The sequence below is a fragment of the Flavobacterium cupriresistens genome, assembly GCF_020911925.1.
In the GTDB taxonomy this organism is placed as follows: domain Bacteria; phylum Bacteroidota; class Bacteroidia; order Flavobacteriales; family Flavobacteriaceae; genus Flavobacterium; species Flavobacterium cupriresistens.
This window is the reverse complement of the sequence record NZ_CP087134.1, coordinates 5441952-5462398: the sequence shown is the minus strand read 5'-3', so window position 1 is coordinate 5462398 and position 20447 is coordinate 5441952. Positions and strand designations below refer to the sequence as shown.

Sequence of the window (20447 nt, the reverse complement as noted above, 5' to 3'; positions counted from 1 at the left end):
AGGTTATTTGTGTTTGAAATTTATTTTCGACTAAAATCAGGCAACAAATAAATTTCTCAAAAGCTCTTTTTTTAGGGTCGCATTCGATCTGGAGCAAATGGTTGTAAAGAACAGTGTAAAAATACGCTGAAATAGGGGGTTCTGAAAATTATTTGGCTTTGTAAATCAGTAGTTTCAGTAAGTGATAGTGCGGTTTTTTGATTTTATTTTCAGAGCTTTTAAATCAGAAGAAAAGATAAAAAAATACCCGTTTTTCTGTAGTGGAAAAACGGGTATTTAGTTGAAAAAATTAGCAATAGACAATTAATTGATGGCTCTTAAAAGGATAATTTCTAAATTATTTTTTAGAATAGTATTTATTCCAAAATGGAACTGCTACTGTCATTCCATGGTTGAATCTGTTTTTCCAATCCATTATATCCTTATGCTCATCGAATCTGAGTTCAGGACTTACACCGATACCAAAAAGACCTTGTCCTTTTGCCATTTTCGAGAGAACTTGAATAATCTTTGGGTTTAGCCGTTGATATTTAAAATAAGTTGGACCAACAATATCTCTTTGTTCAACGGTTAACGTTACCGTATCCCAATTTTTTGCGGTTTGGCCTTTTAAAACGGGGCCATTGTATAAGTCTCTTAGTTTTTTAAAAACATTATTAAAAATATCCTTATTGCCAGATTCTGCAAACGCTTTTATATCGGATTCCACATCATTATCAATAAGAGAACTGTTGATACTGTGAATATTGGACATCTGGGCAGCAACAACAAATGCTGCGCCTGCCCATTTCGTTTCGTAACCTCTTAATTCGGTCGTTTTCTGAAACCATTTGTAAAAACCTGCTCGTTCCTCTATGGTCTTATAGGCATATTCACCGTTTTTTTGTTGAAGATTAAAATGATTCGCATTTTGCCAAACTAAATTGTTAGTAATCCTGTCATCTTCTTTCCAATCCCCTTTTCCAAGCACGCCGTTGTAAGAATTTGGGCGTTCAATCGCTGGTGCCATGTCATCAAGGTCGTCAGAAACAATAGTATTATTTTGAGACGATGTTACTTGGGGAATAGTACTGTTATGAGATGAAATTTCGTTCTCTTTTGTAATTGCAGTAAGATTCGCAGGATTGTTTATTTGAGAATTTTTAACATTTTGAAGCAGTTCGACAGCATTTTTCTCGTCTTCCACCTGTTGACGCCAAATGCCAAGAATAATTTGTCTCAGTCTTGCCATTTCTGCCGGACTAGTGTCTTTTAAATTTATTTTATGGTTTCGAATAATCATTAGGATGGAGTTTTATAGAAAGACAGAAAGCGATTTTGCGATTACAACACCTCTACTTTTACAGGTTTAGGTTGAATATGATCAGAGAAAGCGGTGGTAATGTTGAGACGTAAATCGTCTTCTTGCTCGATTTTGCCATCACCGCCCAGGTAACAGTTTTTGAATAAAACTTCCAATGCCTTAAATTCATCCATTTTAGAAGCCTGCAATACCGCCGAACGAATACTGATGTCCGGTACTTTGAAATAAGCAAACAGGATAGTCCCGTCATCATCTGTGATCGTAAGTTTGATTACTTTTTTATGTTTGTATTTCCATTGGTTTAACTGTGCCTGCGTAATATTTCCGTCAAGAACATCGGCTGTTTTGGGTTGAGTTATTTCCATTTTGAAAAGTTTTTAGTTGTTTTTATGATAGGGTAAGTACTGTCTGATTTATGGGTGTCTGTTTTTAATTGCAGTTGCACAAGCAAATACAAAAGCATAAGAATACTTCCCGACACGTGGACTATGATTCTTTAAATAATTAAGGTATTGGTATTGCTTTCTCATTAGCATTTTCATCAAACCTAAAACCTAAAACCTAAAACCTAAAACATGAAACATGAAACGTGAAACCTGAAAAAAAAAGAGGCCGCCAGAGTTATTTTTTTGGAGTTAAATAAGCTCAAAGCGGCCTCCTGAAGTAGATTCCCAATCTAAAACGGACCAATCAAGAGCAGGTAGAATAGTTTGCTTGCAAAAATCATGTTCCTTGAACTTCTTTTTTGCGTAACGCAGTTGAATATTGGGTTTCTCTTTGAAGTCGGTTTTAGAGGAAGGGAAGGGGGGGGAATTATAATTTTAGGAATTTATCAGAAGGATTAATTCCATTCAACGTGAGAACAGATCAAATCAAAAGAAACGGCAATTTTGGTATCTCCTTGGCTAATTCCTCTGCTGTTTGAGTTGAACTCACAGTTTCTTACGGTGTGTGTAATCACCTCGTTACTGTCATCTAAATAACTTACGATGATGCTGAAAGGATTGATATCCTGTAATCTTTGTCCCTTTGGCAAAGCGGCCAAAATAGCTTCTACTTCATAGTTGTATAACGTAATCGAAGCTTTTGCCTCATATTTACCTCTACCTCTGTGTACTGGCATATCTCCGGCACCATAATGGTTTTCTTTAGATACTGAATCACTATAGTTTACAGCCGTAATACCGGTAACGATGTTCCCTGCAATACTTACTTCAATTGATGACCAGCTGTGTTGTTGTCCGTTAATTAATGGTAATTTATTCATAATGTAGCTTTTGTTTATTTTTTAATGATCCTGATAACGATCGGGGAGTACCGCCATTCTTCAGTTGTTTGTTACAATTGAAGACTGACGTTATCCGTTGTGAATTTTTATTGTTTTTGAGGTATAGTTTTGGGAAACTAATTAGGCTTTGTCAATTCCAAAAGGATTTTTGAATCCTAAATCAACTTTAATTTTACGAGCCGTTCCAACCGGTGTAATCTCAGCAACTACTTTTAATTCTGAAGTAGCCAGGATGTTTTGTTTTGGATCTACATAAACATCAAATGCAGATACTTCCTGATTGGCTACCATTCCTTCTAAGGCGCTTCTGCATAAACCTTCGAAGCTTTTTGAAACAGATTGTGGTAATTTACCATCGATATCAACTAAAACCGGAGAAGCTAATTTTGGTAATAAGGCAGTACGTAACAAACGAGTTGCTTTGTTGATCGTACGGTTGTTTTCTACATAAGCATAATCTGAAGTACCTGCAATACAAGTATGACTATCATTAAAATAAAGACCCGGTAAACCAGTATGGGTTCTCGCGAAAATGTATCTTTTTTCGTTTAACGTTTCTAAAGTTCCCAACGTTTTAATTTCTTGCCCACCAATAAAACCTGCTTTTGCAAAACCTTCACCTGTAAGATTGAATTTTTCGATCCAGGCAATATTCTCAGACACTTTTGCTCTGGAGATAGCTCCCAATGCCAATCCTACCGCTGCGGTATTTTTGTATGAATCGGTGTAAATGAATTCAATAGCGACTCCATTTACTTTTTTAGGTTCGTTTTGATCATCAAATACGAAATAAATACCCTCATCATCTCCTTTAGCCACTGTTTCATTTGGAGCTAGTGTATAAAGTTTTAAAGTGTCTTTTTGAACTAACTTTTTTTCAAATGCTTTTTCGGCATCCATGGCTACGACAACAGATACATTTTCTGCACCCAATGTATCCAAAGAAGTAGCTTCTGCTGCAATAAAACCTTTCCCTTCTAAAATAACTTCAAAAGGCATATAGTCTTTATAACCAAGTGCTGCTTGTGTTTGTGCTGTTCTGGCTGCAGCTGCCACATCTTTAGCTGATGCACTGCCGCTAAAAATTATTGCCATTTGGCGAATGTTTCCGTTTGCCAGTTCTTGCATTTCCATTGCTTTTGCAGCGATAGCCGGGTACGAGTCGGCAGTAGTTGCCAAAATATACAAGTCTCCTGAAGGATTCATTCTGAAGAATTGTTGAATTTGGTAGTATGCCGATTGTCCATTTACATCATAATCAGCCGTAATTCCTAACGCTTTCGCATCCTCTAATGAAGCTAAACGCTCTATTTTGTCTAATGCTAATGTTGCAGTCGCAACCCCGTCAAAAAGTAATCCTGAAACCATGTCCTGTTCCGGAGTTCTTCTTCCTAATCCGCCTGATAGTTTGCTAATCACTACATCGTTTAATGTACTCATAATATAAATAGTTTAATTGTTTAAAAAATATTTTTGTTTTTTGCTTGAAATGAAGCATAAGAATGGCCGTAACAAGTTGTTAAACTGGTTATTGTCAGTGAATTATTGTTTTAAAATTGAATTGTAATCTAAAAAAGATTGGTGCTTTTAAACCCTTTGTAACAACGGATTCTTTAGTTGGATTTTACTCTTGGCCAAGAGATAAACTTGCTTTTGATATCGAGTACAAATTTAAGGCTTAAGATCGCTTTTTCCAATTTTTTTGATGTGCAAAGCCAGTAGTTTCAGTGGTTTAAGCTCTGGCTTCAGAAGAAAGACCTTCGTTTATAATGGTATAAATCGTGCGCTCTGTCAAGAACAAAGTATCGGAAAGTTCAGAGACTACAACCTTCATTTGTTTGGCCTGATTACTATTTAAGTAGTTAATCACATAATCTCTTCTTTTGTCTAATAGTGTTCTGCTTCTTTTCATATTTGTGGTATTTATTGGTAGTGGGTTAGTTTTTTTTGCTTTAGCCGGTAAGCTTTATTCTGTAAACTGAATGTGGTAGTTAGTTCAGATTAAATATTGTTTGTTACTTCTACAGTGCCACCCACTTTATTTGGGTTTATTTCGATTATTCCGTTGGTGAGGTCGTAACCAAGATCTTCGAGTGCTTCATTACTTAGTCCGTTATTGAAAAGGATGTATTTCTTTTTTAATATGTTTTCAACTAAAGTGGTTTTATAGGTTATTTGCCAGATGAAATGGTCGTTTTTATTCCAATACACCTGATCATTGTTGCATTGTTTTTCGTTTATTTTAAATGTTGAATTGGTATCGATGAAACTGGTACTGGTACTGGCAGTCAAGATGGCCTTGTCGATACGCTCTGCAATTTCGAATGCCGCTTCATAACTTGTTGAAGAAATAATACCAACGGGCATCACAACATAGAGAGAAAAAGAAACATCAGCTTTGTAATTTTTCTCAGAAGAGGTCTCCCAGGTTACATTGTTGTATTTAAACAGTACTAAAGGTTTTTCGATAGTAGTTTTAAAAATAGCATCACTATACAAATGAACTACTGGCGCATCAGAAATAAACTGTGTTTCGATGGCGCTCTTTTTCTCTTTATAAAAATCTTTTAAAATCATATGTTGGATTATTTTTAAGCAAATATAAAACATATGTTTAGATATTGCAAACATATTACATAAAAAATGCAATAGTTTCAGTAATATGATAAGCCTGCTAATTGCTGTTTTTTGACCTGAAAAAAGGCTGTTTAGTACAGTACTTTACTACAATAAAGAGGTCTTTATCTCTTTAAATAGTAGGGTTTAAGAAAAGTTGTACCTATTTCGTTTCAGAAAAAAATAAAAATTGAATTTGGGTATTATTGCAGGTAAGTGTCCTGTATCAGTGAGTTAGCACGAGTTTAGTCAGCTTTGCATTACGGAAATCAGGTAAGAAAAAGAGTAATGGAGTATTGATAATTAAGTGTTTAATGAAAAAAAAGAGAAAGAAAGACAATTGTTAAGCATATATTATTTATTTTTGCAACATATAGTGGAATGTTTTACAGGAAATAAAAACATATTACATAAAGCAATGATAAGATGGAAATACACGCTAAAATAAAACGTATTATAGACGAGATGAATCTGAATAATAATTCCTTTGCTAAGTTAATAGGAGTAACCAGTACTACAATAGACAGTATTACTGGTGGCAGATTACAATCTGATGGAAACAGGAAAAGAACTAAACCGGGCTTCGATCTGATCAATAGTATAATTAAACACTGTAATGTAAATCCGGAATATTTTTTTGGTGACAGCGAAGAGATTTTTGTGACTGCAACAAATAGTAATGACGTCAATTTAAAATTACCTAAGATTATAACGGTAAATGAAAAAGGAGACGAGAATATTAATTTTATAGGGGTGAAGGCACGCGCCGGTTATTTAGACGGTTATTCTGATCCGGAATATATGGAGAGTCTTCCTTCCTTTAGCATGCCAATGTTAAAAAACGGAACCTACAGATGTTTTGAAATTAAAGGAAATTCGATGTCAACCACCATACACGACGGCGATTATCTTTTTGGAAAATACGTTGATAATTTTGATGATATACTCGACGGAAGGATTTATGTTATTATCAGTAAGAATGACGGAGTTGTTGTAAAAAGAGTGCTAAACCGAATCAGAGAGAGTGGAAAATTAATCCTTAAATCAGACAACAGAGACGGGAATTATCCGATGTATTCGATTTATGCAGAGGATATTTTGGAAGTTTGGTACGCCAGTATGTACGCTTCTAAGCAAATGCCGGATCCGATTAATATTTATGAAAAACTACATACACTTGAAAGTAAATTCTACGAATTGGAAGAGACTTTAAAGAAAAAACTTAATTAATACAAAAGCAAAAACGAGGCTATCTAAAAATTACTTTTTGATAGCCTCGTTTATTTTAGATGTTTTTAAGTGAATAAAATGTAAACTTTTTTAAATATTGGTAATGTATTTAAGGTAAGGTCTGCAAAGGTTTTTTTTGAGAAATAGGACAAATATTAGCGGTTAAGAAAGGTTTTACAAGGTATTAATCGATTTTTTTTATACGATTGTCACCCTGAGCGGAGTCGAAGGCTTGTTAAATAATAAGGGCTTCGACTCCGCTCAGCCTGACAAATGGACAAAAGTTTGCACGAAAAGTTTTCTTAGTTTTAATGAAAGGGATCTATATTGTTTTTGTAATTAATTCAATAGTACTCATAATCGTCTCTCATTATTTTTATCTGATGAAATTGAATTCGCTCTTGGTTGGAGGAATAATCCATCATATTTTTTGTTGAACCTTTTTTATAAAGTAAATAATTTTTTGTGAGGAAAAAAGAGTAATATTTTAAATAATCTTTTTTTATTGACAAATAATTCTCTTTCAGAATAAAAAAGGTAGAGTTATCAATCTTAGTATAATCGATATAAATAGTATCCTTTTTTAACGAGAATTCTTTAATAGCTTGAGTGTTTGACTTTTCTTGATTTTCTTTTTCAGTAATAGCTGCTAGTGATTTTTCTAAAAACACTTTTTTACTAACAGGTTTTTTATCCCATATGAAATTTCCCGTAGAGTTCTTTGTTTTATTATATTCAATCTTTCTTTTTCTAATATCATTTCGAAAAACAGCATTGGTTTTATTTAATGCATCTAAAATTAGTGATCGTTTAGTTGTTATTTCCGAGTTTCCAAATATTGGGGATGCATTATTTTGGATTTTGAGAATATCATTTTTAGAGTTTTCCAACTCATTCCATTTTTCTTTAAAACCTTCATCTCCTAAATAAAAAGTGTGATTAAGTCCTAACATATGCCCAATTTCGTGAGAATAGGTTTGTTTGGACCCAATATTAGTAGCGTATACAAATAAAGCATAATGGTTAAAAGGATTGAATCTGCTAAAAGCTCCTGTTGTGCCCATAGATCTACTGTCAGTTAGAATAATTAGACCGCCCGAATAAAGTTTATTTTTTCTTTTTAGCTTTTTGATATACTCCTCAATTGTTACAAAATCTATATGCTTAGTTACTGTAATTGGGTTTCCTTCTGGATCTTTTTTACCAGTATCAACTTTAATATTTTTGAAGAGCATTCCTGCATTATAATAGTTTTTATTTGTCCAATCTTCCTTGTCAAAAGCATATAAGTAATCGTCAAGATTAAGAGAAGGATTTTCTAAATTGTCAAACATTTCCTCATTTTCAATTTCAATTTTATAACCAGCCTGATTCAACGAGTTTTCGTCGAGGTGTTTTGTAATGCCATTGTCCCTGAATTTTTCGAAAAGTGCTTTTGCTTTTGTATTAGGATTTCCTTCGTTTGAGACCAAAGCAATAACTCTAAACTTTAGCTTCAAGACTTTGTTTTCGATCAGACTAAGACCTCCAACTTCACGGGGTCCATTTATGCCACTGTGTAAAAAATAGTAGGTTTTGTCTAACGATTCTTTCAAACATTTTATTGTAAGGAGGAGCTTTTCATTAGCTACTATTTTTTTCTTTGTCGTTTTGTCATTTTTATCTTTTCTTTCTTCTTCTCCTACAATTTTAAAATCATAAAATTCATCACCTGTAATAGATATATAATCATCCTGGCTTTCTCCTTCAAAAAAGACTTCAAGATCCAATGTTATTTCTTGAATTGGTTTTAATAAAACGAAAGGGATGTCAACATGATTACAAAAATTGATTAGTCCGTAATTTTCTTGAACAGCTTGAATTGCGCCTGCCTCATCAGTACTTTTAGCTATGATATTCCCTAATTCTTGTGGTGATTTTCCTTTTTTATAAAAGTATTCAACATTTTCAAAGGGAATGCCTTGTATTTTTTCGATATCCATTGTTTCCGGATGTACATCTATCCAATCAAAACCAAATTCCCCCTTATAAGATTCTAAAGTTCTGACTTTGGCATACACCTTTGATATTTCTTTTGGCTCAGATGAGTAATCTCCAAGTTTGACATTTTTTGTTTGAGATTGTTTAGAATCTAAAATATTAATTTTCCCAAGATTAGCACACATCACAGTAGAAGCTTCTAATAACCCTTTGTGTTTATTCTGAAGAACATTGCTTTTTGGGCTACTCCAAGGGGTAAGGATATTGGGTACGCATGGGATAGAAGGGCTTTTACTGTTGCATTCGCCAAAATTTTCTAAAAACGTTTTTTCGTTTTCAGTAGCCATTAATTTATTCTGGATAAAAATTTTGCTTTGAGATTCAACCTTTAATGCGCCGTCTTTAGTTCCCGAAGAACATTTACACGTAGCACCGTTACATATATATTTGGCCATAATTTAATTAATTAGTACGTTATCTCCTTTTATGGTCGTATCCTTAGCGGCTTCTACTATTATTTCGCTATTTGCTTTAATACTTATATTGGTGCTGGCATCGATATTTATATTTGCTCCTTTTAAATTAATATTACCGGAAGTCAGTATATTAACACCATTTTGACCTAAAAGTTCAATTAAATTGTTGGGATCTTTTTTTAATTGAATTTTATCTTTCTCTAATAGAATGGTATCATTTGAATCTGTAAGTTTTATTTCTGCCTTTTCGTTACCACTCAGTTCAAATGTTAGCTTTTCCTTTTCATCTTCATTAAATAAACGAGCCGAGATATTACTTGGTTTTAGTAGTAAACTAGTCCGTTTTTTACCTTTATCATCATTTATTTTTAGGTCTGTTGTATTTTTTGTGATTTTTAAGACGGAACCCTCCGTTACAACATTATCTTTAACTGAGTTAAAAGTAGCGGTGAGACTGTCTGGCGAAAAATGGGTAACGGCCAATGGTTTTTCGTCAGCATCAAAGTAGCTGATTTTAAAATTTTGGTCTTTATCAAACTCTATTTTAGCGACATCTGTAATTTTGGCCTCATTACTTTCGCCTTCGGTATCTGTTTTCATGTAACGAATATGCAGTTTGGTACCATCGGCGCTATAATCAAAAAACAATTTGGGATCACTTGTGGCTTGTATGCGCCCCATTACTCTGTCGACTTCAGCATATTGCGAAATAAAGGCACGGGTTTCAACTCCGTCTATTATAGTAGCCAAAACCCAGCTGTCTTTTTTAGGAATTGTGATAATTCCGTGCTCTAAATCCTGAATGGAGGCTTTTAGTCGTACATTTTTAAGTATGGCGCCATCGCCTCGCATAATGTTTACGGTATAAGCATCTTCGGGATTATGAAGTGATGCTTGCTCTTTGTTTATTTCAATGACTCTTGCCGCAAAAGTTTCAATACGTTGATTTTTAGCAGCAACATTTTTTACTAGATCTGTTATATTTTCCATTTGTGTATTTTTATATTGCTTCGACTCTTCTACCTATATAAATCCTTTGTCTGTAACCGTTCTCGCCATAACTTCGTTCTACTTTCTCGACCTGAAAAGTTCCGTTTTTTTCAATATCCATTGCATTTTCAAGAATCACTTTATCTGTAGGACGCACAAACGGCTCGCCAAAAGTGAGAAAAGAACCTTCAAAACCACTTGGTTTAGATCCCATTGCTCTGAAAGCGGCATGTTGGAACAATTCTGCAGCAGTTTCTGCAGCAGCTTTTTTAAAAGCCGTTGGATCTGTAGGTAATTCATCTGTATCACTATGCAATACATGGGTTTTGATTAACTGTCCGTTGGGGTCGCCTAATTCAATATAAATGGGAGTGTTTGAGTTTTTAAAGTATTTTTCTACTCGTGTACGGGTATTCTTCGTGGACTCGTTCACTACTACCAATTTGTCTTCTATAATATTGTAATGAAACCTGAAAAGTGCTTTTCCTAAAAAACCTCCGGGAATGACTTGCATTACTTTGTTTAATTGGGAACTTAACAAGTCAAGACCTTTATTGATTAGTTTTTTTGTAATCGCTCCTACTAATGGACTTTTAATAAAATTTCGATCGATAAAACCTCCTAATTCAGTGGCCGTATATTGCTGTGGATTATTGGTAATGGTAAGTACCGGCCCTGTTTTTTCGATTTTAAAATAGGTGAAAATCCCGCGATCTTTGAGCATTTCAAATATCTGTGCCAGACTATGGTTTCTGTTGATCATGATGTTACCTAATTCCTCGTTAAGCGCATTTACTTTAAAAGGTAATTTTAGCTCTCTGATTCTTTTTTCGAAGAACGTTTTAGGATTAAAATTTTCAACATTTATAGTAGGGTTTGCGGCAACAACATTAAGGACATCATTCGGATTCTGAACATCATCATTTTTTACTGCTTTTATCTTTTTTAAAGCATACATCATGTCTTCACAAGATATAGTCGCATTGATGTCTGATTGGACTCCGGTTATATACCCTCGAAAAGCCGATTTGTAATCGCCGTCATAGCCTAAAAATATTTCAATAAAATTTTCCAGTTTAAAAAAATCATGAATTGATTTTTCTTTACCACTTGCATTCGAAAACAGATTCTGATCAAAATCTTTGGTATCGGTATATACTTTTTTTGGCATTACAAGAGTAGCCGTATCGGTAAGCGATTTATACGAACTGCTGATGTCTACATTTTTTACATAGGTAAATTCGTAGAACTTCGGAGTTGGGATAAGTTTTACCGTTTCGTAGACTCTAATTTTAGCATTTAGTTTAAACATTGTCTCTAATTATTAGTTCTACGGTTTCATCTGAGGTCGCACTGGCAGTAAATTTTTGAATGTTTTTTGTTCCCGAAATAGATGGGATAGAGTAGGAATCGATTACTAACTCGTAAATTCCAAATCGATTCAAAATGGCATGCGTAATTCTTAAGGAATAGGGAGCATTTAGAAATTGTTTCAATAAAAAAAGTTTTTCTTTTGGGTATTCATCCCCTTTTTCATTCGCAATCAATCCGTCAATAGAAATACTAAAATCGCCATTGGTAATATGTTCTTTGATCGTTGAATCTCTTCCTTCGATGCTCTCTTTTTTTATGGTTTTTGAACGATTTAGATTAACGGTAACAGCATCGATTCGCAAGCTGGGAAGGGTAAGATCTTTTTTTACCAGAGGTTCGAAAACCAAAGGAGCAAAAACTCTCAGATTAAATTCACCGCCCGTTTTGTCTATAATAAAATCTTTCGATTCCGATTTGTTATAGTTAATACCGGTATATTCGTTGTCTTTGGAGTCTAAAATTTCGTTTACATTAAAATTGAATTTCATACGTATTTCTTTTTTTATTTTTAGTTTGAAAATGTTTTAGCAAAGGCTGTGATAAAGGTATTTTCCAGTCTTATCTCGTTGTGTTTTTGCAGCCACAGGGCTTCTTCGAGTAATTTGTAAAACTCGTCCATCGATAATTGATACGGATCTACCTGAAAAGCCTGTCTGATAAGAGCAGCCGACTTTTTAAATTCATCTCTTTGGGGTGTGGCATCGATTGTAAATTCGCTATCTGCTTTTATCGTGGCTACAAGCGAATTTCCTGCAGAAAGCATGAATTCGTCTTCATAATTTTCTTTTTCAAGCACGCATTCTTTAAATAAATACAAGATGGCTTCATGCGGATTGTCCTTGTATATCTTTTGGTATTTTAGAAATGTAGTAAAGGATGGTTTTTTGCAGTAAGCAGTGGTCGATTGATCGTCGGAAGTAAGTTTTAATACCGTTCCGTATTTTTCTTTTAGTTTTTGAAGGGCAGTTTCGTCTGGCATTTTTTGTGATTTTATAAATTAGGTCGTTTTAAGGGGAACCGGAAGTAGCTCTAAAAGTTTTTTGCAGCATTTGACTCTAAATAGCGCTGTCTCTGCTTTCTTTCTTTATGGCTTCAGACAAGCTTTCCTTTTTTTCAGTTGGGCTTAAAGGACTAATCGTAAAACTGTCTATAAAAATGTTTCCTTGCGATGGTTGTGCCAGGGGATTTTTAAAAGCACTCATGTCCGGTGGTCTAGGTGTTTCTCCCAGGTCTTTTGGTGTATAATCCATAATTAGTTTATTGTTATTTGATTATTAAAATTGATCTACAATTGTTGAGGTTTTGCTTTAAAATAAGCTGAAAATGAAAGGGAATAATTGCTCTTGTCAGGCGTACTGACAGTAGCATTAGCGTATGTAAAAGTAGTTCACAAGAAGAGAAAAAAAGAAAAATTGGACTCTTGGATTCTGTAGTTTCAGTAGAAAATAGTAACTGTTTATTGTTGGTTAACAGCACGTTATGTTGTGGTGGTTGTTGGTTTTAGAATTGCGTTAGTTTGGCAATATTTACCATTTGTTTTTTACAAACAAAGTACATCAAAGTCTACAAGAAAGCTTAAAAGCTCGAATAGACTTTGATGCACTATTTTTTATTATTTAGAAGCTATTTGTTTTTGGATTTGATGTCTAGCTTAATTTTGTCCACGTTGTCCAGATTCCATTTTTACAATTTCGAACATAAGTATTAGGTACTGCACCCATTGATACATAGGTTTGGATTCCGTAATCTTCAGTGTCATCTGTTTTACAACTGGTTAGTATTCCCCATGTTGCGGAGGTGCCTGTCTCAGGACAAAAAGCACTTTCGGTATGTACCTGACAGGTGTTGACCGAGCTTCGTCTGTAACCCGTAAATAAAGTGTTTAGATTCGTGATACTTTTGTATGGAACGTCAGGTACGCTTATTTTATCTCTTACTCCGGCATGAGTTTCCCATAATATTCCACTAGAGTCACGCTCTATCGCTCCATTTTGCGGGGTCGTGGTTAACTGTCCGTTTGGAATTATGAATGCCGGATTTACGGTGTTACCGGGAGATGTTACTATAAAATCATCTTTCAAGGCTAATGTTCCGGATTTGTTCGGTACTAGAAAGGTTCTTGAGGCGGTTAAATTATCGGTATTAAGTTCTGCCTGAACCGATGATCTGCCAAATTTTATTCCATGGGAGCTTATTTCAGTTTTAAAATTACCGTTAGAATTGGGGCTAAGCAGCATTCCATCCTCTATTGCAGTTAACATATTGTAGGCAGAATTGTCTGGTCGTTTTAGAAAAAGCGTACCGTAATCTAGCATTACAAAGTTGTTAAAAGTTTTATGACCACTTATAGTTTGACTTCCGGTTTTCTTCACATTGTCACTATCTATAATGGTAACATAACCAAGTGTTGCTATTTGACTGGAATCGGATCCCGGCGCTGGGGTTATTGCTGTTGGTGCCCCCAAAAGTCTAGGGGAATAAATTGGTGCGTAATAGGAGGCAGGTTGTCCGGCAAGATTTGTTGCGTTATTGGCTGTGCCAGTTGTATCTTGGTTTAAGATTGGAAAATCGCTCGCTACTGCAATGGTATGGGCTCCGCTGGAAGTGGTGTTTTTCAGAATACCGGTTTCCAGAGCTGTTGTAGGTTCAGCATAATCTGTTCGAACTTGGGCAATAACAGGAACTCCGGTAGACGTTGTATTCTTTAAAATACCAGTTGCCAATCCTGAAAGTAAAGTTCCATTAATTCCTTTTACCGTTAAAACATTTTCGCCGGTCGCATCACCTGTATGGATGGCGTTGGATTTTTTTGCGTCTAATTGTGTCTGAATACTGGAAGTAGCATCATTAAACGCTTGTTGCGTTGCCGATTGAAATTTTCTTTCTGCCGTTTCCGTAATCTGATTAGCCGTATAATCTCCGTTTTGGGAGGTAACAGCGCCATTACGGCCAAAGACCGTTGTAACATCACTGGTAGGAGTAAGTAATTCCTGCCAATCTGATTGTACGGCTGGATTTGTTCCTTTTAGAATGAAAGATTTGTTTAAATCGGTTCTAACTGCAATATCTCCGGTTTCAACTGTTAAAGCCAACATTTCTGCTTGGGAAGCAATTACAAAAGTGTTGTTTATAGTTAGGGCAGGAAGTTGTGAAGAAAGTAATTTTCCGTCTGCACCAAGCCCTGCATAACCATTAACGGTATTTTTATTTGCAGCGTTTTCAGGAATAAATCCTAATGCAGGTTGTTTTGTATTCCAAGTCGTTTTCTCGTCATCTGTTACAAATCTATTATTGGGATTCTGAGTAATAATATCAGGGGAATGATTAACAGGATGAGTGTAATTTGCAAGTGTACCAAGTCTGGTGATTTCAGTATCAGCAAGTAAACTTTTACCAGGAGATTTGTCTACTTTTTTATTTTCTAATAGCTTTCCCATCTCGGCAGTTAATGCTTTTGCAGTTCCACCGCTCGTGAGATCGTTTACCAAAATAGTACTTAAAGTAGCCTGGATAGTTTCAATGGCATCTACAATTTTTTGAACTGTGTCCAGATTACTATTGTCTGAAGTCAGCAAAATAGTAATAGTATTAATTTGCTCCTGCAAAATCATACCCTGTTCAGCACTTAAAAGCGAAGCAGAACCACCGGAAATCAAATCATTTACAATGTCTAAATATTGACTCGCTAATTTTGTAAAATGGTTTAATGGAGCGTATCCGCCAGCAATACCTTTTTGGTTTTTGTCTTCTTTAGCTTCAAACAAAAAAGCGTGTGCGGTTTTATCGATTTTGTGGGCTTCAAACTGTACTTTCTCTGTTTTAGCATTTAGTGCGTCCGTTAGATCGGTTATCTTGGCTTGGGGAATTTGTTCGTCTTTATGCCAAAAACTTTGCCAGGTGTCCCAAAATTGCTTTTGGGTTGGCTTTTTTCCGGTTTTAAACCAGCCTAAAATGGTATTGATGTTTGTTATCATATTACATTGAAATTAATGGTTAATTGAATTGTTTTTTTGTACGATTAGTGCGCTTTTTTATGGGTCTCAGAATGGCTGTTATTTGCAGAAACATCCCGAAATTTTGTAAACCGGAATGCAGCATACAATGCTGATATTTGATATTTGGGGATGTAAAGGTAGTTTAGAAGAAGAGAAAAAAAGAAAAATGGAACCCTTGGTTTCGATAGTTTCAGTAGAAAATAAACAGTATTTAGTTTGTGATTTTTAGGCTGTTGTGAGTTTTTCAGGAAGCAGTTTATTCACTATAGCAAAGTCACCATAAGAAGATTTTTAGACCTTCAATGGTGACTTTGTATTAAATTAAATTGCCCTTAGAAAGTATTTATTTGAAGACTTTTACTTTGAATAAGCCCGATACCGGCTGATCTAAATTTTTAACTCTTACTGTCACGGTATTTAAGGAACTTACCCAAGCATAATATTCTGTATATTTAGTAACACAAGCATGATCAATACCTAAAGAAACGACGTCACTCAATTCCGCACCTTCTACCTGAAGCGTTGCATCAGATGATGCGCTTGAAAGATTTAAGATTGCCGATCCGCTTAGTATAACCGAACTAGTTCCGTCAGCTCGTAAATATTGGTTCGAAGTTCCACCCGTTTTTATAAAAGAATTGGCAGTTGCATTTCCTGTCTTGTCGAGCGTAAAAGTTGGATTTCCACTATTCCTGCCTTCTAACAAAACTCCGGTATTGGTACTGTTTAAAACTACAGCCGGTATGTCATTGGCTGTTGAAAAAGAAGGACTTATATTGGCGATTCCTGATATTTCAGATTTGAAAACAGTTGAGTTTCGTGCTACCGATGATAAATACAAAGCACCTGAACTATTAGAAATCGTTTTTTCACCACCAATAGTTTGAGCACCGGTAAGTTTTAGATAATTACTATCTGCGCTTGTAGTGATATAAGTATTAGAGTCTATGGAGCCATCAGCTTTCAGAAATTGCGTTTTGGTTCCACCGGTTTTGACAAACGATAAGCCAGTGATATCTCCCACATCAGAAATAGAAGCCACTGTCGCTGCATTTTTTATAACGGTTAAAGGAACGCCATTATTTTTTGAAGCAGTATTATTAAGAACTAATAACCTGCTGGTAGGATTTGTATTAACATCTATGTTGGATACTTCTAAACCTGTCGTGCCTTGCTGTCCAATTGCAATTTTTTGAGCAGTGGTATCATTTGCAGAAGTAGCGCTTACGCGAAGTGCTGGTTGAGTTGTAGATGCCGTAGTTGCAATAATTCCCGGATTTGCTGCATCTGATTGTGTTAAAACCCTGAAAATAGATAAGTTTGAACCCGTATTGACCATTAATTTATTACCCGAGACGGACTGATTTCCGGTTAGTTTAACATTTTCGGTATCAGTTGCTGAACTCATAGCCTGAGCTACAAAAGCAGTAGTTGCAATTTGAGATGTATTAGTTCCTATTGCGGCTGTAGGAGCATTTGGAATATCTGTAAAAGTTGGAGAGGACAAATCTGCTTTTAGACTGTTTAATGTGTTGAGTGCAGCTGTTGCGGTTGTTCCCTGAACTGTGCTAAGATTTGAAATGGTACTCGTTGTATCAATAGGTAAAGTTATATTACCACTGGCATCTGCAGCGTTTCCATTTACGGCAACCGCAAGAGTGGCATTGGCATTTGGCAATTGTAAATTTTTCTCTGTACCTGTAGCATTTTCTCCCTTTATATTTAGTTTAGTTCCGGAATGTGAAATTATAAATCGGGTAGGGTCTAAGCTTGTAGCATCCCCCTTTTGTTCATCCTTTACGGATATAGATCCTGCATTTAAAATTGTTGAATGCATTGGTATTCCTTCTTGTGAATAATTTAAAATCATTCCGTTGTAATTCACTTGATTATTCAGTAAATCTGCTCCGGCATCATATTCTAAATTAACAGTCCCTTTTGAAACAGTGGTTGTAAAATAACTTTCCTGTAAAGTAATGTCTTTAGCAGAAATATTACCGACTGCAAGTACGGAGTCTAAAACAGGAGCAGGAACAGTAGGTAAATAAGTAGTTGATATCTTTTGATTTTCATCTAACGGAGCATAACCGTTTGCTTGACCTTTTTCGGATTTATCTTCTTTTAAATTCAATAAAGGGCCATGTGCATTTTTATCTGTTTGATGTGAGTCAAATATAGATTTCCCGACCTTAGCATCAAGAGTATCCGTTAGATTGGCTACGCTGTTTTGGGGAATTTGTTCGTCTTTATGCCAAAAACTTAGCCAGGAATCCCAAAATTGTTTTTCAGTTGGTTTTTTACCGGTCTTAAACCAGCCTAAAATGATATTAATGTTCGTTGGCATGCTGTTTTGGAATTAAGAATTAATTGAATTGTTTTTTTATAAGAGTATTGTAGTATTTGCAAGAGTAAAAAGGATAATTTACAGAGACTGTTATTTGCAGAAAATTGATCTCCTGTTTTGATTTGAAAAGGATGGAATTAAACCTCTCCGGGAGTTCAAAACGTAAAACAAAGCCAGCATTAGAAGGTTTTAATTCTCCAAGTCTGGCTTTGAGTTTAGTTAAATTATTTAAAAATAATGATTTAGCTGATTTTTTAGATTGCTGTTTCTGAGAATGATGCCCTTATTGATCGCTCTAATGCAGTAAAATGTGGAAGTAGTTTTTACAAGAATAGGACACAACCAAGTCTAAATTTTGTACTATTTTACCAGGTTGTTAAAGAAGAACGAACCCATGTATTTGTTGCTGTACAAACATAGATGTAAGTTGTTGTTATTCTAATTTCCCCAAGTGTGCCCGGAGCAGTTGCAGAGACTGGGGCGGTATCAAAGGCACTTTTATTGATTTGCCCGTTAAACGTCCAGTTTGTGCCATTGTTTTGAGCTTTTATCTGGCCTATACCGTTAGCAATTACAATATTATTCTCTAAAGCCGCCGGCAATCCTTCTGCTTTTCCAAGGACAATGTTTCCGGAACCAGTAGTTATACCATTAAAAATACCGCCGTTTGGGGCTATTACTAAGTTATTGCTACCCGTGCTAACGGTCAATTTATAATCAGCAGTAGGTGTTAAGGTACCAATTATTACATTCCCCGATCCTGAAGATATGCCGACTCCCGAGCCATATCCGAGCGCTACGTTTCTGACACCTGTAGTATTTCTCCATAAGGAATAGGTTCCTATTCCAGTATTTTGGTCCGCGTAATTTCGAACTAAACTTTGAAATCCTACAGAAGTATTACCACTTCCAACAGTATTAAAATTTAAAGTTTGATGGCCTAAGGCTGTGTTCTCATATCCGGTAGTATTATAATAAGATGCCCCAACTCCAAGCCCGGTGTTTGATTTTCCTGTTGTATTATATTCTAAGACAAGAAAACCAATTGCGGTATTATATTCTCCGGTAGTATTAGATCTTAGCGTGTTTACGCCTATTGCAGTGTTGTTAGAAACGTTGGAATTACCTTTTCCAATTCTGATCCCATTGATTAATTTATCAACTCCACCCAATTCTTGTAATACTTTGTTGTCAACAATTCCCGGTAGTGATGCACTTACGGGAGTAGAAGAAGATCCACCGGAAGTATTAATAATATAAGGGTTGTAGTTCGTTCCGGTTCCTGTAATAGTCATATTAGTTCCGGCTTGTATCTTGGTTTCACTGCCATTGGCAGCAGCAGGGATATCGACTTTTTTTACAATTTTATCTGTTCCAATGACAAGAATTTTTTCAGTGTTATTCCCAGGGGGCACATTATCAAGTTGTAATTTTTTAGTTATAATCTGGTTTTGAGCATTTACGATCGTTCCGATGGCTAAAATGCATAGTGTAATTGTTTTTTTCATAGGTATTATTTTTTTAAGGTTTTGCTCTGGTTTACTCCGGTTGTCCAATTATAAATTCTTCCGAATCCTCCAAACCACCAATCGTATCTATTAATTTAATAACTGTACCCGCAGTAAAATCAAACCAGGTTACCCATGTTTTCGGATAAGTGCCATTAAACCATGCGTTTGAGAATTCTTGTTCTCCCGGTTTTTTGTACATAAGATAAACTCCGCTATATGCACCACAGCTCAAAGATCTAAGCAGGACTTCATTATTAAGTTCATAAATGATAAAGTCATCATTACTTGAATCATTGGAAGTGAATGATACAATTCTGCCTACTTTATTGTTTAGTTTGGTAAAACTGGTCATCAAGCTGGTATCTCCACCGTAGTACGTTGCTTCACAAAGGAAATTGTCTTGACAATAACCAATCACACTGTCGCCTATTTCTAAATAATCAGCTGTATTTGGTTCAACTTTAAAAACGATAAATTCTCCGGGTTTGACAATTTTAGTTTTTGCAAATAATTGGGCATGTGCTGTTTCATCTGTTTGGTGACTATTAAATAGATCGGTCTCTACTTTATTATTCAGGGTATCCACCAGATTGGTTATGTTTTTTTGTGAAATCTGTTCATCCTTATGCCAGAAACTTAGCCAGGAATCCCAAAATTGTTTTTCAGTTGGCTTTTTGCCGGTTTTAAACCAGCTTAAAATTGTCTTGATATCTGTCGTCATAGTGTATTGGTATTAATTTTAATAGTGTAATTAAATGGTAGATTTTTAGAAAGTCAAACTTTCCTGAGATTGATTTTGGAAGGAATACGATATCGGTTTCCGCGTAGTATTCCCTTTTTTAGGTAACTGATTTGATGTTTTTTTACTGATGGAGGACTATTTTTTACTTCCCGTCCTCCTGAGAAATGCGTTTACTTTGTTACACCGGTCTGATCACCATCTTTGCTTACAATTAAGCCAAGAGCAATGCAAAGACCTGTTATTTGTGTGCCAACTTCTGTTGTGATATAACCCAAAGCAACTGCCGCTGCTACTCCTCCAACAATAATTCCTGTTACTGTTGTTTTCCAGTTTTTAATCATGTTTTTCATTTTTTATAGTTTAAATAATTAAGAGATTCAATACGTAATGGCAGGTGCGCTTGCACCTTATACAGTAAATATTTTAGAATGTTAAAACCTTTGCTGAGGTTGTTGTGTTGTTTTCATAGACAGGAGCGAACGAGAAATAATTAATGCTTAAAAATTTTCGTTTTCCCCATTTAGTATCTAATGAGACTTGGACTGTTTTATAAGATTGGTTTGGTAAATTTTGAAATTTCGGCTACCTATAAGACAAG

Annotated in this window: 18 protein-coding genes; 1 reads left to right on the top strand and 17 read right to left on the bottom strand. The window is 35.2% G+C overall.

The genetic code is table 11. The annotated features are described in order from the left end of the window. Window positions 1-337: 337 nt before the first annotated feature. The 6 genes from LNP23_RS21630 to LNP23_RS21605 form a co-directional block, all read right to left on the bottom strand. Window positions 338-1282, bottom strand: a complete 945-nt coding sequence (locus LNP23_RS21630) for a hypothetical protein (RefSeq protein ID WP_230002846.1) — start codon at window positions 1280-1282, stop codon at window positions 338-340. Window positions 1283-1323: 41 nt separating this feature from the next. Continuing rightward, on the bottom strand, window positions 1324-1668 hold the full coding sequence (locus LNP23_RS21625; RefSeq protein ID WP_047778700.1) for a hypothetical protein: 345 nt from the start codon (window positions 1666-1668) through the stop codon (window positions 1324-1326). A 476-nt stretch (window positions 1669-2144) separates the two neighbouring features. Then, window positions 2145-2570, bottom strand: a complete 426-nt coding sequence (locus tag LNP23_RS21620; RefSeq protein WP_035684757.1) for a hypothetical protein — start codon at window positions 2568-2570, stop codon at window positions 2145-2147. A 141-nt stretch (window positions 2571-2711) separates the two neighbouring features. After that, window positions 2712-4031 (bottom strand): DUF2586 domain-containing protein, encoded by a 1320-nt coding sequence (locus tag LNP23_RS21615; RefSeq protein ID WP_230002845.1) that lies wholly within the window; start codon window positions 4029-4031, stop codon window positions 2712-2714. A gap of 292 nt (window positions 4032-4323) precedes the next feature. Beyond that, window positions 4324-4503 (bottom strand): hypothetical protein, encoded by a 180-nt coding sequence (locus LNP23_RS21610; protein ID WP_131701558.1) that lies wholly within the window; start codon window positions 4501-4503, stop codon window positions 4324-4326. An 89-nt stretch (window positions 4504-4592) separates the two neighbouring features. Beyond that, complete coding sequence (locus LNP23_RS21605) at window positions 4593-5168, bottom strand: hypothetical protein (protein WP_230002844.1); 576 nt, start codon at window positions 5166-5168, stop codon at window positions 4593-4595. A 465-nt stretch (window positions 5169-5633) separates the two neighbouring features. On the opposite strand from LNP23_RS21605, the gene LNP23_RS21600 reads away from it, so the two are divergent. Continuing rightward, window positions 5634-6437, top strand: a complete 804-nt coding sequence (locus LNP23_RS21600; RefSeq protein ID WP_230002843.1) for an XRE family transcriptional regulator — start codon at window positions 5634-5636, stop codon at window positions 6435-6437. Between the two features lie 344 nt (window positions 6438-6781). Here LNP23_RS21600 and LNP23_RS21595 read toward each other — a convergent pair whose 3' ends face one another. The 11 genes from LNP23_RS21595 to LNP23_RS21545 all read right to left on the bottom strand — a co-directional run bounded on the left by LNP23_RS21595 (window position 6782) and on the right by LNP23_RS21545 (window position 20199). Beyond that, window positions 6782-8872 (bottom strand): DUF4280 domain-containing protein, encoded by a 2091-nt coding sequence (locus LNP23_RS21595; protein ID WP_230002842.1) that lies wholly within the window; start codon window positions 8870-8872, stop codon window positions 6782-6784. Between the two features lie 3 nt (window positions 8873-8875). Beyond that, entirely contained in the window at window positions 8876-9883 is a 1008-nt protein-coding gene (locus tag LNP23_RS21590; RefSeq protein WP_230002841.1) for a hypothetical protein, read from the bottom strand. 10 nt (window positions 9884-9893) lie between these two features. Next, window positions 9894-11195, bottom strand: a complete 1302-nt coding sequence (locus LNP23_RS21585; RefSeq protein ID WP_230002840.1) for a hypothetical protein — start codon at window positions 11193-11195, stop codon at window positions 9894-9896. Then, window positions 11188-11745 (bottom strand): DUF6046 domain-containing protein, encoded by a 558-nt coding sequence (locus tag LNP23_RS21580; protein ID WP_230002839.1) that lies wholly within the window; start codon window positions 11743-11745, stop codon window positions 11188-11190. The genes LNP23_RS21585 and LNP23_RS21580 overlap by 8 nt, the downstream gene beginning before the upstream one ends. Window positions 11746-11765: 20 nt before the next feature. Beyond that, window positions 11766-12236: a hypothetical protein gene (locus LNP23_RS21575; RefSeq protein WP_230002838.1), complete on the bottom strand. Its 471-nt coding sequence runs from the start codon at window positions 12234-12236 to the stop codon at window positions 11766-11768. A gap of 76 nt (window positions 12237-12312) precedes the next feature. Continuing rightward, complete coding sequence (locus LNP23_RS21570) at window positions 12313-12507, bottom strand: hypothetical protein (RefSeq protein ID WP_230002837.1); 195 nt, start codon at window positions 12505-12507, stop codon at window positions 12313-12315. Between the two features lie 396 nt (window positions 12508-12903). Then, window positions 12904-15231, bottom strand: a complete 2328-nt coding sequence (locus LNP23_RS21565; protein ID WP_230002836.1) for a hypothetical protein — start codon at window positions 15229-15231, stop codon at window positions 12904-12906. Window positions 15232-15595: 364 nt separating this feature from the next. Beyond that, window positions 15596-17596 (bottom strand): autotransporter outer membrane beta-barrel domain-containing protein, encoded by a 2001-nt coding sequence (locus tag LNP23_RS21560; protein ID WP_230002835.1) that lies wholly within the window; start codon window positions 17594-17596, stop codon window positions 15596-15598. 365 nt (window positions 17597-17961) lie between these two features. Further along, the gene (locus LNP23_RS21555) at window positions 17962-19104 is read right to left on the bottom strand and encodes a hypothetical protein (protein WP_230002834.1); all 1143 of its coding nucleotides are present in this window, start codon (window positions 19102-19104) and stop codon (window positions 17962-17964) included. 31 nt (window positions 19105-19135) lie between these two features. After that, entirely contained in the window at window positions 19136-19828 is a 693-nt protein-coding gene (locus tag LNP23_RS21550) for a hypothetical protein (RefSeq protein ID WP_230002833.1), read from the bottom strand. Between the two features lie 191 nt (window positions 19829-20019). Next, on the bottom strand, window positions 20020-20199 hold the full coding sequence (locus LNP23_RS21545; protein ID WP_047778710.1) for a hypothetical protein: 180 nt from the start codon (window positions 20197-20199) through the stop codon (window positions 20020-20022). Window positions 20200-20447 lie beyond the last annotated feature (248 nt).